The sequence below is a fragment of the Thermanaerothrix daxensis genome (assembly GCF_001306145.1).
Classification (GTDB): Bacteria; Chloroflexota; Anaerolineae; order Anaerolineales; family Anaerolineaceae; genus Thermanaerothrix; species Thermanaerothrix daxensis.
Genome location: NZ_LGKO01000004.1, coordinates 220,246 through 233,471, shown reverse-complemented (window position 1 = coordinate 233,471; position 13,226 = coordinate 220,246). Strand labels below are relative to the sequence as shown.

The following is a 13,226-nucleotide window of genomic DNA, read 5'->3' as shown; positions in this document are numbered from 1 at the left end:
CCCTGCCATTCCCAAAAAGGGAGCAGGGGATGCTCCCCATTCTGAAATGAGGAGCGGAACTAACGACAATGCGTAGGCTACAATTTCCCAGGATCGTTGCTGCAGTGATTTTCACCCTGGTTGCAGGGTTTTTGATTTTTACGGAGGGAGCGCAGAGTAAGACGTTGGCCACTCCCTCTACAGGAGTATCCCCACAAAAACCGGATAACTCGGCTTGTTTGAGTTGTCATCAGCGCGAGGGGATCACGTGGCCACTGCCAAGTGGCGAAGTCCTTCCCTTGACCATAAATCCCAAGGGGTATGATCAATCTGTTCACGCCCGTCTGAGTTGTCAAGTCTGTCATACCAATATCACGGGTTTTCCCCACCCCGAGAATACGGCTAAAGATCGACGAGACTACACCCTTCAATATCAGACTACATGCAATCAGTGTCACCCCAATCAGGTCAAAGAATTAGCAGATAGCGTCCATACCCGGCTCTTTCAGGAGGGAAATCGAGACGCACCCATTTGCGCAGATTGCCACAACCCTCATACACAAGAAGTGATTGAAAAAACGCCGGATGGACTGCCTGCTCCATCTGAGCACGCCCGCATTGCCCAAACCTGTTCAACCTGCCATGCAGCGATTTACGAGGAGTACCTGAGCAGTGTGCATGGTTCCGGTATTATTGAAAATCGCAACCCGGATGTGCCTGCATGTACGGATTGCCACGGGGTTCATCGCATTACCAATCCCAAGACAGCGGCTTTTCGCCTCTCTTCACCTCAATTGTGCGCGAAGTGCCATACTGACGAGACTATTATGAGCAAGTATGGCCTTTCCACCCAGGTGCTCAATACATATGTGGCTGATTTTCACGGCACGACGGTGGTTCTGTTTGAGAAGACCGATCCAGACCAGGAAACCAACAAGCCGGTCTGTTATGACTGTCATGGTGTTCATGATATTCAACGGGTGGATGATCCTAATAAAGGAATCGCTATCAAGGAAAATCTGCTAAGGACATGTCAACGATGCCACCCGGATGCCTCAACAAACTTTCCGGATTCGTGGCTTGGGCATTATATACCCAGCCCAGATCGTCATCCTTTGGTGTACTACGTTAATCTTTTCTATAAAATTTTCATTCCCACGGTTTTAGGAGGAATGGCAATCTTTGTGGCTAGTGATATTTACTACCGCGTGTGGGGGCGCAAGCGCCGCTTGAGAGGGAAGGAGGCTTCAGCAACACCACTTCCGCCCCGGGAAGGGGGTTCGGCTGAAGCGAATCAGCCAGTTGAATCAACACCAGAGGCGGCACCGGTTCAACCCGCTGATCGGGAGGATTTGGCAGGCGATTCGTTGATTTCTTCAGGAGAAGACGTTGCAAGCCAGGCGGAAGCAGGTACGGATGAGGTTGTTTCATCTGATCGTACCTCTGATGAGGAGTAAGGAATGGATACCACGACTGCAACACCGACACATAAGGTCTATTTACGCTTCGACATCTTGCAAAGGATTGAGCACTGGTTGCTGGTTGCCTCGTTTACAACCCTGGCAGTAACCGGTCTGGTACAAAAATTTGCGCTTTTTCCCTTGTCACCCGTGATTGTGCGCTTGCTGGGTGGCATTGAAATGGTGCGCATCCTTCATCGTATAGCCGCCACTGTTTTTATGGTGGAGGCGATTTACCATCTTGTCTCAATCGGGTATAAGCTCTATGTTGAAAAGAAATCCGCCAGTATGCTACCAGGATTTAAGGACCTTCAGGATGCTTTTCAAACCCTGGCGTTCAACCTGGGCTTGGCGAAGGAACGCCCAAAGATGGGGCGCTACAACTTTGTAGAGAAGGCCGAATATTGGGCATTGGTATGGGGATTGGTTATCATGGCCCTGACCGGCTTCATGCTATGGAATCCAATTGCCACAACCCGCTTGCTTCCGGGTGAGGTTGTCCCGGCGGCAAAAGCTGCCCATGGAGCCGAGGCCGTGCTGGCCGTGCTGGCAATCATGTTATGGCACTTTTATCATGTGCACATTCGTCACTGGAATGCCAGCATGTTTACCGGGTATTTAACTCGCGAGGAAATGGAAGAAGAACATGCCCTCGAGTTGGAAATGCTGGAGCAAGGGCAGGTTGAACCGGAAATAAGCCCCGAGGAACGCAAACGCCGATTGCGGGTTTTCATCCCGGTGGCAAGTGTGTTATCGCTGGCGTTGCTGTACGGTGTTTTCCGGTTTGTCACCTTTGAAGAAACGGCCATTACCACATTGCCCCCTGCTGAGCGTGAGGTGGCAGCTTTCGTGCGGCGCACTCCTACCCCAATACCTTCGCCTACTGTGACCCCAACAATGCAGGCGACTCAGCCGGCAGCGGCTGGAAGCCTGACCTGGGATGGGGGGGTAGCGGACATCTTTGCGCGGCGTTGCAGTGCTTGTCATGGACAGGCGGGTGGTTTCTCGGTGGCGGATTACCGTTCAATCATGAAGGGGGGCAAAAGCGGTACTGTCATTGTGCCGGGCGATCCGGACCGCAGCCGTCTGATCCAGGTGGTGGGTGAGGGAAAACATCCAGGGGCTTTTACTGAGATTGAACTAACGGTGATTCGCGAGTGGATTGCTGCTGGCGCACTAGAGCGTTAACACTCCTCCTGACCGCGTTTATCACCCCGGTTCTTCATGTGCCGGGGTGTTTATTTTGAAAAGGCAAGTTTCTGGATGCCCTTCATCAAGGTTGGCGCGCTGAACCTGTTCCAGGGTTAGTCCGCTTAAGCGTTCCAGAAGATATTTATCGAACAAACATAATTGAGGGAGACGTTTGGGGAGGGGCCAGTAGGGGCAATGGGAGAGGGTGATCTTGGGACCGGGGAAATGAGCTTCCCAATGGGCCTCATATCCCACCTGTTGTAAGTAGCGCACCATCTCGTTGAGGCGTCTGGCTGACGGCGAGGTAGTAGGGGTAGGGGGGCTAATAATAAGAGAGTTAACCAAATCTCTGAGGGTGTCTGATGGAAAAGGTTGAAGTGAAGTGAGAGCACCTATAAGCAATTCGCATAGCCAAGATAGCGCATCCGGAGATGGTAGATGTGCTGAGGCATATACAGCTGCCGGTCTGCCTCGCCTGGGCTGCCTCTGAGAGGTAAGGCGACGAAGGCTTCCCTCTTGAACCAGATGATTGAGGTGGTAACGAACATCCGCGGAGGTCAGGTGGAGGGCCTGCGCGATCTCGTGTGCCGTGCTGTGGGGATGGTGTCGGACAAAATCGAGAATAAGGGAACGTGTGTCTTTCATTGTGATGTTATTTTAGTATTATTGAATGAATTAAGCAAAAATATTTTTTCTAAAAGTACAGTTGACAAACCTGCGAACTTCAGTACAATGAAAAAACCATTTATGAGGTAATTTCCCGGATTGGACATAAACTGCTAGTTGAAGGGATACACCAATGAATGAGAATGAAATGACTTCTCCCGGTTATGAGATCCCCCCGGAACTACGCCATCAAGTGACCATCACAACTTTGGAGCGCATCTACAACTGGGGGCGTGCCAATTCTCTCTGGCCCATGATGTTTGGTCTGGCTTGCTGTGCGATTGAAATGATCGCTACTGCCGCCAGCCGCTATGATCTGGCTCGCTTTGGCATGGAGGTCATGCGGCCAAGCCCGCGTCAGAGCGATGTGCTCATTGTCTCTGGTACGGTGACTAAAAAAATGGTGCCGCAGATTGTGCGCCTCTACAACCAGATGGCCGAGCCGCGTTATGTGATCGCCATGGGGGCGTGTGCTTCTGGGGGTGGACCCTTTAAGGAGGGTTATAACGTTGTTTCAGGGATTGATAAGTTCATTCCAGTGGATGTCTACATCCCTGGATGCCCGCCCACCCCACAGGCGCTTCTAAACGGGTTGATTGCTTTGCAAAAGAAGATCAAACGCCAATCTTTGCGTGATCTACCCTGGTATCAAAAGGGCCCTGCAGAACCCATTCCGGTGCCGGTGTTGGGTCCGGATTTGATGGACCCCCGTAAATTCGCCTTGATTCGTGAGGTCACCCACCGCCAGGCTGTTCAGGACCAACAAGAAGGGGAGGTCGCTCATGAGTGAAGCCGTTCCCAGGATTGCTCAGATTCCCAATCTGGTGGATCTTTTCCCAGATAAAGTTCAACCGGATACCCGACCGGGTTACCAGGGGTACCTTGTCGGGCGGGAGCACTTGCTAGAAGTGGTACAGCGATTGCGGGATGAGTACGGTTATGATTATCTTTCTTCAGTGACCGGGGTGGACTATTTGCCCGAGGGTAAGATGGAGGTTGTGTATCATCTTTATAAGACCCTTGGTGGACCGGCGCTGGTGCTTAAGGTACAAATGCCTCGAGAGGATCCCCGGGTACCTTCGCTGGTGCCATTATATCGTGGGGCAGAGTTTCAGGAGCGCGAAGCCTGGGACTTATTGGGCATTCGTTTTGAGGGGCATCCCGATTTGCGGCGCATTCTGATGTGGGAAGGTTTTGCTGGTTTCCCACTGCGAAAGGATTGGCGCGAGCCTTATTTTGAAGAGGAGGCTAAGCCTTTCAAAAGTCGCTGGCCGGAGGGTTTTGTCTTTCGTGCAGAGGATCGCAATCCCTTCGGGGATAATGTGCAATATCCCCCCGGCTTTGATCCAGAAACCTGGACCCCTCCTGATGATGAGGCGATTTACCGCGTTCTAAAGCGTGCCAGTGAGGAGGATGATCTTCACGCCGACACATTGGTCGTCAATCTGGGCCCCCAACATCCCTCAACGCATGGCGTTTTCCGGATGGTGGTTTCGCTGAGCGAGGAAACGATTCTGGATCTAAAGCCAGTCATGGGATATTTGCATCGCAATCACGAGAAGATTGGAGAACGGAACACGTTTCTCCAAAACATGCCCTTTACGGATCGCCTGGATTATCTTTGCTCAATGAGCAATAATTTTGGTTACGCACTGGCGGTTGAAAAATTAATGGGAGTTAAACCCCCAGAGCGGGCTGAGTACATCCGGGTCATGATGGCTGAACTCACCCGTTTCCTCAATCACATTTTTGCGATCGGCTTTCTGCTAAATGATTTGGGCGCCTATTTTACTCCTGCTCTTTATGCTATAGAAGAACGAGAATTAATCCTGGATATTTTTGAGGCCGTTTCGGGATCGCGGATGATGTGTAATTACTTCCGTTTTGGTGGTGTGGCGCGCGATGTTTCGCCGGATATTCTGGAGAAGGTCCGCCGACTGGTGTACGATCGCTTGCCGCGCAAAGTGGATGAAATGGATGAGTTTCTGACTCGAAATGAAATTGTGCGTGAGCGATGCGAAGGCGTGGGGGTGTTGACAGCCGAACAGGCCATTGCCAATTCCGCGTCAGGGCCGGTGCTCCGTGCCTCGGGAGTTCCTTATGACGTCCGACGGGCCGAGCCTTATAGCATTTATGACCGATTGGAGTTTGACGTAGCCGTTCGTTATCATGGCGATATCTATGATCGCTACCTGATCCGGCTGGATGAGATGCGGCAGAGTCTGCGCATCTTGCAGCAGGTGGTTCGGGATATTCCTGAGGGCCCCATCATGACGGGAAAGCCCCAGTACCAGGTTCGGGTTCCTCCGGGTGAGGCCTACGGACGCGTTGAAGGCCCAAAGGGTGAACTGGGTTTTTACGTGGTTTCCAATGGCAAACCCAATCCGTGGCGTTACCACGTTCGCGCTCCCTCGTTTATCAACCTGACCAGTCTGGTGGATATGGCGCGGGGTGCCAAGGTGGCAGACGTTGTTGCCATTCTCGGTTCTATTGACATTGTGCTGGGCGAGGTAGATCGGTAGAAGGGAGGTCGGTGTGACTGGTTGGGGAATTTTGAAAAGCCTGTGGGTGACATTCAAACATTTGGTTGTCACCTACATTGAGGATTTGCGTTATGGGAAGCGCCGTTATTTCACTCCCGAGGGAGTGGAAGCGCGACGCAGTAGCGACGTACGCGGAATTTTCACTGTGCAGTACCCGGAGGAGAAACTTCCAGTTCCAGAGGCATTCCGGTATTTGCCTTTTCTGATTTACGAGGAGGGCCCCGACGGTGAGAAACAGATGCGTTGTACATCTTGTGGGATTTGTGCCAAAGTATGTCCCCCTCAATGCATTTGGATTGTGCGAAAGAATGACCCCCAGACGGGGCGACCGATCCCTACGCCGGCAGCATTTTATATTGATGTTGATATCTGCATGAATTGCGGTTTTTGCGCTGAATTCTGCCCCTTTGACGCGATCAAGATGGATCACGATTATGAGATCGCCTCTTATGATCGCCTTAGCGAACACATCTACGATCTGGAGAAACTTGCCAAGCCTGTTACCTACTACGCATCCATTCGTCCAACGGATTATGCTCTCGAAGAGGCGGCACGAGCTCAAAAGGGCAGTGCCAAGAAGGCTGAAACCACGGCAGGGTAGTCAGTATGTACAATGAAGATACCGAGTTGCTGTTTCCATTGCGGGTACTTCCTTACCTGCGAGATTTGCGGGGTCCCCTCTGGCAAAATTTAGTATCCCGATTAGAGGCCGCAGATGTTTCTCTGGTTGATCAAGTGGCTTTTACACTTTTGATGGTGCGGTTGAACAACTGTCTTACCTGCAATGCGGACTCCTTTCGTGGAATGCGAGGATGCACACAATGTGCTCGCACAACCATCCGCCGTTATCGAGGCCAGGACAAAGAATTAATGGAGCAATTTGAGCATTGCCGTGCCGAGGTCAAAGCCTTTTTACTGGAACAGGCGAAAAGCGTGTAAAGTGCCTGAGTTTGCATTACAATTGAACTCACGAAAGGAGTAGTTATGAGCCCAGATGCTTTGTCCAAAGAGTCCCTCCTGGCGGTTCTACGTCAGGTAAAAGACCCTGAATTGGGGCGCGATATTGTTAGTTTGAACATGGTGCGCCACCTTGACGTGATGGATGGGGTGGTGAGCGTAGAGATTGTTTTAACGACTCCGGCCTGCCCATTGCGGGATCAAATCCAGGAAGAAGTGAGGGCAGCCCTAATGGCATTGCCGGGTGTTAAGGATGTAAAAGTAAACTTACAAGCCAGTGTAGCTTCCGATGGTCGCATTCGTGGAAGCCTGCAGTTGCCAGTCAAAAATGCGGTGGCGGTGGCTTCTGGTAAAGGGGGTGTTGGAAAGACTACCGTCGCGGTTAACCTGGCGGTGGCGCTGGCAAAAGAAGGCGCTGCAGTAGGACTTTTGGATGCCGATATTTACGGTCCCAATGTCCCTACCATGCTGGGGGTGGATCGTCTTCCTCCGTTCCAGGGAGAAAAATTAGTCCCAGCCGAGGCCTTTGGGGTTAAGGTCATGTCCATTGGCTTTCTTGTTCCGCAGGGAAAGCCGTTGATCTGGCGTGGCCCGATGCTTCATTCAGCGATCCGGCAGTTTCTTTCGGATGTGGCCTGGGGTGAGTTGGATTACCTGATCATTGATCTACCCCCCGGCACCGGAGATGCTCCCCTAAGCCTGGCGCAGTCCATTCCCCTGACCGGTGCGGTCATTGTAACTCTACCGCAGGCGGTTTCTGTTGAGGATGCAGCCCGTAGTCTGGAGATGTTCCGCGAACTCAATGTCCCGATTCTAGGGGTCATTGAAAATATGAGCTATCTCGAATTGCCGGATGGCAGCCGTATGGACATCTTTGGGGAGGGGGGCGGTAAAAGATTGGCTCAGAAAGCCAATGTTCCCTTTCTGGGCAGCATTCCTATGGATCCAGCCGTGCGTATTGGGGGTGATCATGGTTCGCCTGTGGTGCTTGCTCAGCCCGAATCCGCGCCAGCCAGGGCGTTGGTGGACATCGCCCGTCGCTTGGCGGCGCAGATCAGCATAGCGGCTTTGCAGGGCGAGCAACCACTTCCAAGGATTGAGATCACAGGTTAGCATGATGGCGTCAGACACCAACCTGCTGATTGTTGGGGTCCGATTTTCAAAGGTGGGAAAAATCTACCATTACGATGCTACCCATCTGGGGACGGTGGAGGTGGGAGATCGTGTGGTGGTAGAAACTACGCGCGGATGGCAAATTGGGGAGGTTGCTCAGATTGTTGCGCCCCCCGCTCATCCTCCGGAAGGAGGGTGGAAGCCCATCAACCGCCTGGCAACGCCGCGTGACTTGCTTTTGCGCCAGTTGTGGCAGGCAAAAGAGCAACAAGCCGTTTACTTATGTACCCAAAAAGTGACCGAGTTGGGCTTGAGCGGGGTGAAAGTGATTGGTGCGGAATATAGCCTGGATGGGACGCACCTGGCGATATTGTACAGTAGTGATACAGAGGAAAAACAAGACCTCAAGGCGTTCCGCCAGGCTGTGCAGAAACTGTTCCCCACCGTGCAGATTGAGTACCGCCTTTTAGGGCCTCGAGACGTGGCCAAGTACATGGGCGGGATGGGGGCATGTGGTCTGGAAACGCGCTGTTGTTCAAAGTTTCTAACTGAGTTCAACTCTATTTCGATTCGCATGGCAAAGGAACAGGATATTTCCCTCACCCCGGCCGAGATTACCGGGATGTGTGGCCGATTGCGCTGCTGTCTCATCTACGAGTATGAACAATATTGTGAAGCCTGCCGCGATTTGCCCAAACGCAACAAGCGTGTTCTGACGCCCGCGGGTGAGGGGAAGGTGGTGGATTTGAATATCCTGATTGGAAAGGTCAGGGTAGAAATACCAGAAGTGGGAGTGCGTGAATTCTCCAAGGAGGAGATTAAGCCTGCTAACGGCGGTACGCCGTCTGCCAAGCCGCCTGCCGATAAATCCAAGGGATAACCTTGTTTTTAGAGTTTGTAGATCTGATCTATGGAAAGCAACGTCGAACTCTTTGTGGATTGGGATGCACCCCGAAAAATCCTGATTTTTCTGGCACATCCGGACGATCCTGAATTTTTCTGTGGGGCTTCTATTGCCTATTGGTGCGCGCGTGGGCACGAGGTCGTATATTGTCTGTTCACGAAGGGTGATAAAGGGGTAAACGGGCGAGTGATCCCGCCAGAAACGCTCAAGCAGATCCGAGAAGAAGAGCAGCGAAATGCGGCATCCCTCCTGGGGGTCAGGCGGGTGCGTTTCCTGGATTACCCGGATGGCTATTTACTGCCCTCGCTGGAGGCGCGACGCGATGCCGTGCGAATTATCCGCCAGGAGCGTCCGGACGTTATTGTCACCTGCGATCCATTGAACTACTTTCCGGGACCCAATCGCATCAATCACCCCGATCATCGCGCCGCAGGGCAGATCGTTTTAGATGCGGTTTTTCCGGCAGCGGGAAATCCATTATTTTTCCCCGAACTGATTGCCAATGAGGGGCTAGAACCCCATGAGGTCAAAGAAGTGTGGTTTTCGCTCACACGGCAACCGAATGTGCGCCTGGATGTGACGGCTTTCTGGGAGCAAAAAATTACAGCCCTCCGAGCCCATCGCAGCCAGATTGAGGACATGGCTGATCTAGAAGCGCGACTGCGTGCCCGACTGGCACCGGATAGCACGCCCGAACATCCACGTTATGAGGAGTATTTTTATCGGGTTGTGTGGTAAGGAGGTGAAATGAGGTTCCTGCTCGAGCAAGCCGAGGCTCTTTTCGCGTATACCCGGCAATTACGTCGGGATATCCATCGCCACCCGGAACTGGGATTCCAAGAACACCGTACAGCTGGGATAGTAGCCCGCGAACTCCAAAACTTGGGATTGGAAGTTACAACGGGAGTAGGCAGAACCGGCGTGGTAGGAATTTTAGAAGGGAAGTATGAGGGCCCGACGGCACTTTTGAGATTTGACATGGATGCGCTGCCCATCCAGGAAGAAACAGGGGCTGAGTATGCGTCTGCACAACCTGGTGTGATGCACGCCTGTGGGCATGATGGTCATACTGCGATTGGTCTCACAGTGGCCCGGATTTTATCCCAGCAGCGTGAAAGGTTGCATGGAAGAGTAAAATTTGTTTTTCAACCTGCCGAAGAAGGATTGGGCGGAGCCCAGGCCATGCTTGAAGATGGGGTGCTTGAAAATCCACACCCCGACTTCTCGCTGGCATTGCATCTATGGAATGAGAAACCGGTAGGCTGGGTGGCGGTCGTGCCCGGGCCTTTCATGGCCGGGTCTGATATTGTGGAAATTACCTTGCGGGGTAAGGGGGGGCATGGGGCCCTGCCCCATCAAACCCGTGACCCCATTGTTGCAGCGGCTCAGTTGGTGCTGGCTCTGCAGACCATCATCTCGCGGAATATTTCACCGTTGGAAGTAGCAGTCCTGAGTGTGACCCAGATCCATGGCGGCGAGGCGCACAATGTCATCCCGGAGAGCGTTCATTTGCGCGGAACCCTGCGTACTTTCACCCAACCCATCCGCGATTTGGTGCTGAGCCGAGTGACTAGGATTACAGAAGAATTAGCCCGAGCGATGGAGTGCGAAGGAGAGGTAAAGGTCACGGACCTGACCCCACCCGTGATCAACGATGAGGCAATGGCAAAATGGGTGGCTCAGATAGCCCGGGATGTCATTCCTGAGGTCAACGTGGATACAACCTATCGAACCATGGTTTCGGAGGATATGGCGCTTATGATGGCGCAGGTGCCTGGGTGCTATTTTATGATAGGCAGTGCGAATCCTGAGCGCGGTCTCGTTTACGGGCACCATCATCCGCGGTTTGATTTTGATGAGCGCGCTTTGATCTATGGAGTGGCATTGATGAGCGCAGTGACTTTGGCAAGGTTGGAGGCCCAATGAAAGGCAAAGACCTGAACAGTCTGCGCATGCCACCTGTGTTTGAGAGCCCTCCGCGGCGTGTGGTTTCTCTCGTGCCCTCAATGACCGAATCTATGGTGCGGTTGGGCTTGGGGGATGCATTGGTTGGAATTACAGATTATTGTGTATATCCTGAAGGAGCGGTAGATGCTTACCCGCGGGTGGGCGGGACCAAAAATGTGCGTGTGGCGGACGTTGTGACCTTGCAGCCAGACCTCATTCTTGCCAGCCAGGAAGAAAACACTCCGGAAGTGATCTGGGCACTGGTTGAGGCTAACCAACGGGTATGGGTTACGTTTCCGAAGACAGTGCGGGAGGCATTGGCTGATTTATGGGAACTTGTCCATCTCTTTGCCCGAGATTGTGCCTTTCAAGCGCTGCGTGTGTTGGAAAAAAACGTTGAAATCGCTACATTGGCTGCTGATGAACATCCCAAGATTCGTTACTTTTGCCCCATATGGGAGGAAGAGCATCCTCGCTATGGGCGCTGGTGGATGACGTTTAATCGCGAGACGTACAGCCACGATATCCTGCGGTTGGCAGGGGGCGAAAACGTCTTTGCGGCGCGCGAACGCCGCTATCCTCTGGAGGCCGAACTGGGCGAGACTCTGGGTGAGCCACCAGGTGAGCGTGATGTTCGATACCCGCGGGTGAGTCTGGAGGAAGTATTGCGTGCCGATCCTGAGGTGATCCTGGTTCCCAGTGAACCTTATCCATATCACCCTGAGGATTGTCAGCGCCTGGCGGAGATTTTTGCTGAGACGACCGCGGCTCAAAGGGGGCGGATTTATTACGTTGAGGGTTCATGGATCACCTGGCCGGGTGTGCGTATGGGCGAAGCGCTTGCACAATTACCCTCTTTGTTTGAGGTGTCGGAATAATTTTGTGTTTCTAGATTAGTTGGGGAAAGCCCTGGTCAAGGGCGAAGTAATGTAAAAAATGACCCTTTCGGGTAATAGGCATCATGGGGGGAAGCGGCTAGGATTAGGGGAAATATCACAACCCCATCATTTTCAAGGAGGCAGCCATGAGCATTCTCCCCTCAACCAAGCCTATTACCACTATTGGGATTCACACCTATCCCGATGCCCAGGAGGTTATTGAGAACGTTTTTGATGAGGTGGTGCGCCGTAATCCGGGGGAGGCTGAGTTTCATCAAGCAGTACGTGAGGTGCTAAATTCATTGGTCCTGGCGTTGGAACGCTACCCCGAATTACGTCGGGAGCGCATTTTGGAGCGCTTGTGTGAACCCGAACGACAAATTATCTTTCGGGTCACCTGGGAGGATGATCAGGGGCAAGTCCATGTTAATCGCGGTTTTCGAGTGGAGTTCAACAGTGCGCTGGGTCCTTATAAAGGGGGATTACGTTTTCATCCATCCGTCTATCTGGGGATTATAAAATTTCTGGGTTTTGAGCAAATCTTCAAAAATGCGTTAACTGGATTGGGCATGGGGGGTGCAAAAGGTGGGAGTGATTTTGATCCCAAGGGCAAATCCGATCGCGAAGTGATGCGTTTTTGTCAATCCTTTATGACTGAGTTATATCGCCACATTGGCGAACATACAGATGTCCCCGCAGGGGACATTGGCGTTGGAACACGAGAGATTGGGTATCTCTTTGGACAATACAAGCGACTCACCAACCGGTATGAGGCTGGTGTGCTGACGGGCAAAGGAGTGGATTGGGGGGGCTCTCTGGTTCGTACAGAGGCAACGGGTTACGGGCTGGTCTATTTTGTTGAGGAAATGCTTAAGATGCAGAGCGAGACCCTTGAAGGCAAGACCTGTGTGGTCTCTGGCGCTGGAAACGTTGCCATTTACACGGTTGAAAAGGTTCACCAATTGGGTGGAAAAGTGGTGGCGTGCTCAGATTCGGATGGGGTGGTGTATGACGAGCAAGGCATTGACGTGCCGCTGTTAAAGCAGTTGAAAGAAGTGGAGCGGCGACGTCTAAAGGACTACATCCAATATCGCCCACAAGCAAAATACATGCCAAAGGGAAACATCTGGCGCATTCCTTGCGATGTGGCTTTCCCGTGTGCCACTCAGAACGAGATCTCCGAGGATGATGCGGTTGCGCTCGTGCAAAATGGTTGCCGTGTGGTGGCTGAAGGCGCTAATATGCCCACCACTCCTGAGGGGGTGAGAGTGTTTCTTGAGGCGGGTGTTTTATATGCCCCTGGGAAAGCAGCGAACGCTGGAGGGGTGGCCACCTCGGGGCTGGAAATGTCACAAAATGCTAGCCGCGAGCAGTGGGATTTTGAGACGGTGGATCAAAAACTTCGTAAAATCATGCAAAACATCCATCAGCAGGTCTATTCCACGGCTGAGGCGTTTGGAGTGCCCGGGAACTACGTGCATGGCGCCAATATTGCCGGATTCTTACGGGTTGCACGGGCGATGATGGCAATGGGGTTGGCCGGCTAAAATAGCATCTTTTTCTCCTGGGGTGTTGGTTTTCTGTAGCG

The 13,226-nt window shown here is 52.6% G+C and carries 13 protein-coding genes and 1 pseudogene; 13 read left to right on the top strand and 1 reads right to left on the bottom strand.

Annotation, left to right across the window (positions count from 1 at the left end):
* The first annotated feature begins 278 nt into the window (after positions 1-278).
* Both SE15_RS08170 and SE15_RS08165 read left to right on the top strand, forming a co-directional pair.
* Entirely contained in the window at positions 279-1,436 is a 1,158-nt protein-coding gene (locus SE15_RS08170) for a cytochrome c3 family protein (RefSeq protein ID WP_236690007.1), read from the top strand.
* Between the two features lie 3 nt (positions 1,437-1,439).
* Positions 1,440-2,627, top strand: coding sequence for a cytochrome b/b6 domain-containing protein (locus SE15_RS08165; protein WP_054521628.1), 1,188 nt, complete (start codon positions 1,440-1,442; stop codon positions 2,625-2,627).
* Positions 2,628-2,648: 21 nt separating this feature from the next.
* On the opposite strand, the gene SE15_RS14930 is transcribed toward SE15_RS08165, so the two are convergent.
* Positions 2,649-3,275: a helix-turn-helix transcriptional regulator gene (locus tag SE15_RS14930; RefSeq protein ID WP_083461813.1), complete on the bottom strand. Its 627-nt coding sequence runs from the start codon at positions 3,273-3,275 to the stop codon at positions 2,649-2,651.
* A 154-nt stretch (positions 3,276-3,429) separates the two neighbouring features.
* On the opposite strand from SE15_RS14930, the gene SE15_RS08150 reads away from it, so the two are divergent.
* The 11 genes and pseudogenes from SE15_RS08150 (at position 3,430) to gdhA (ending at position 13,185) form a co-directional block, all read left to right on the top strand.
* Positions 3,430-4,086, top strand: a complete 657-nt coding sequence (locus tag SE15_RS08150) for an NADH-quinone oxidoreductase subunit B (RefSeq protein ID WP_054521625.1) — start codon at positions 3,430-3,432, stop codon at positions 4,084-4,086.
* Positions 4,079-4,462, top strand: a pseudogene (locus SE15_RS14925) (NADH-quinone oxidoreductase subunit C); the annotation flags it as partial. The gene SE15_RS08150 and the pseudogene SE15_RS14925, both read left to right, overlap by 8 nt.
* 213 nt (positions 4,463-4,675) lie before the next feature.
* A complete protein-coding gene (locus SE15_RS14135) occupies positions 4,676-5,818 on the top strand; it encodes an NADH-quinone oxidoreductase subunit D (RefSeq protein WP_408033395.1) in 1,143 nt (380 codons plus the stop codon).
* Positions 5,819-5,831: 13 nt separating this feature from the next.
* Positions 5,832-6,440, top strand: a complete 609-nt coding sequence (locus SE15_RS08140; protein WP_054521624.1) for a 4Fe-4S binding protein — start codon at positions 5,832-5,834, stop codon at positions 6,438-6,440.
* 5 nt (positions 6,441-6,445) lie between these two features.
* Entirely contained in the window at positions 6,446-6,778 is a 333-nt protein-coding gene (locus SE15_RS08135) for a hypothetical protein (protein WP_054521623.1), read from the top strand.
* 45 nt (positions 6,779-6,823) lie between these two features.
* Complete coding sequence (locus SE15_RS08130; RefSeq protein WP_054521622.1) at positions 6,824-7,909, top strand: Mrp/NBP35 family ATP-binding protein; 1,086 nt, start codon at positions 6,824-6,826, stop codon at positions 7,907-7,909.
* A gap of 1 nt (position 7,910) precedes the next feature.
* Positions 7,911-8,789: a PSP1 domain-containing protein gene (locus SE15_RS08125; RefSeq protein ID WP_054521621.1), complete on the top strand. Its 879-nt coding sequence runs from the start codon at positions 7,911-7,913 to the stop codon at positions 8,787-8,789.
* 30 nt (positions 8,790-8,819) lie between these two features.
* Positions 8,820-9,551: a PIG-L deacetylase family protein gene (locus SE15_RS08120; protein ID WP_054521620.1), complete on the top strand. Its 732-nt coding sequence runs from the start codon at positions 8,820-8,822 to the stop codon at positions 9,549-9,551.
* Positions 9,552-9,560: 9 nt separating this feature from the next.
* Positions 9,561-10,739 carry a M20 metallopeptidase family protein gene (locus tag SE15_RS08115; protein ID WP_054521619.1) on the top strand — a complete coding sequence of 393 codons (1,179 nt, stop codon included), beginning with the start codon at positions 9,561-9,563 and terminating at the stop codon, positions 10,737-10,739.
* Positions 10,736-11,638, top strand: coding sequence for a helical backbone metal receptor (locus tag SE15_RS08110; protein ID WP_054521618.1), 903 nt, complete (start codon positions 10,736-10,738; stop codon positions 11,636-11,638). Before SE15_RS08115 ends, SE15_RS08110 begins: the two co-directional genes overlap by 4 nt.
* Before the next feature lie 146 nt (positions 11,639-11,784).
* Complete coding sequence (gene gdhA, locus SE15_RS08105) at positions 11,785-13,185, top strand: NADP-specific glutamate dehydrogenase (protein WP_083461811.1); 1,401 nt, start codon at positions 11,785-11,787, stop codon at positions 13,183-13,185.
* Positions 13,186-13,226 lie beyond the last annotated feature (41 nt).

What these genes read in the sequence shown, in the direction of transcription:
- SE15_RS08165 (WP_054521628.1), top strand. Translation starts at nt 1,440, where the DNA reads ATGGATACCACGACTGCAACACCGACACATAAGGTCTATTTACGCTTC.
- SE15_RS14930 (WP_083461813.1), bottom strand. Translation starts at nt 3,275, where the DNA reads ATGAAAGACACACGTTCCCTTATTCTCGATTTTGTCCGACACCATCCC.
- SE15_RS08150 (WP_054521625.1), top strand. Translation starts at nt 3,430, where the DNA reads ATGAATGAGAATGAAATGACTTCTCCCGGTTATGAGATCCCCCCGGAA.
- SE15_RS08135 (WP_054521623.1), top strand. Translation starts at nt 6,446, where the DNA reads ATGTACAATGAAGATACCGAGTTGCTGTTTCCATTGCGGGTACTTCCT.
- SE15_RS08130 (WP_054521622.1), top strand. Translation starts at nt 6,824, where the DNA reads ATGAGCCCAGATGCTTTGTCCAAAGAGTCCCTCCTGGCGGTTCTACGT.
- SE15_RS08125 (WP_054521621.1), top strand. Translation starts at nt 7,911, where the DNA reads ATGATGGCGTCAGACACCAACCTGCTGATTGTTGGGGTCCGATTTTCA.
- SE15_RS08120 (WP_054521620.1), top strand. Translation starts at nt 8,820, where the DNA reads ATGGAAAGCAACGTCGAACTCTTTGTGGATTGGGATGCACCCCGAAAA.
- SE15_RS08115 (WP_054521619.1), top strand. Translation starts at nt 9,561, where the DNA reads ATGAGGTTCCTGCTCGAGCAAGCCGAGGCTCTTTTCGCGTATACCCGG.
- SE15_RS08110 (WP_054521618.1), top strand. Translation starts at nt 10,736, where the DNA reads ATGAAAGGCAAAGACCTGAACAGTCTGCGCATGCCACCTGTGTTTGAG.
- gdhA (WP_083461811.1), top strand. Translation starts at nt 11,785, where the DNA reads ATGAGCATTCTCCCCTCAACCAAGCCTATTACCACTATTGGGATTCAC.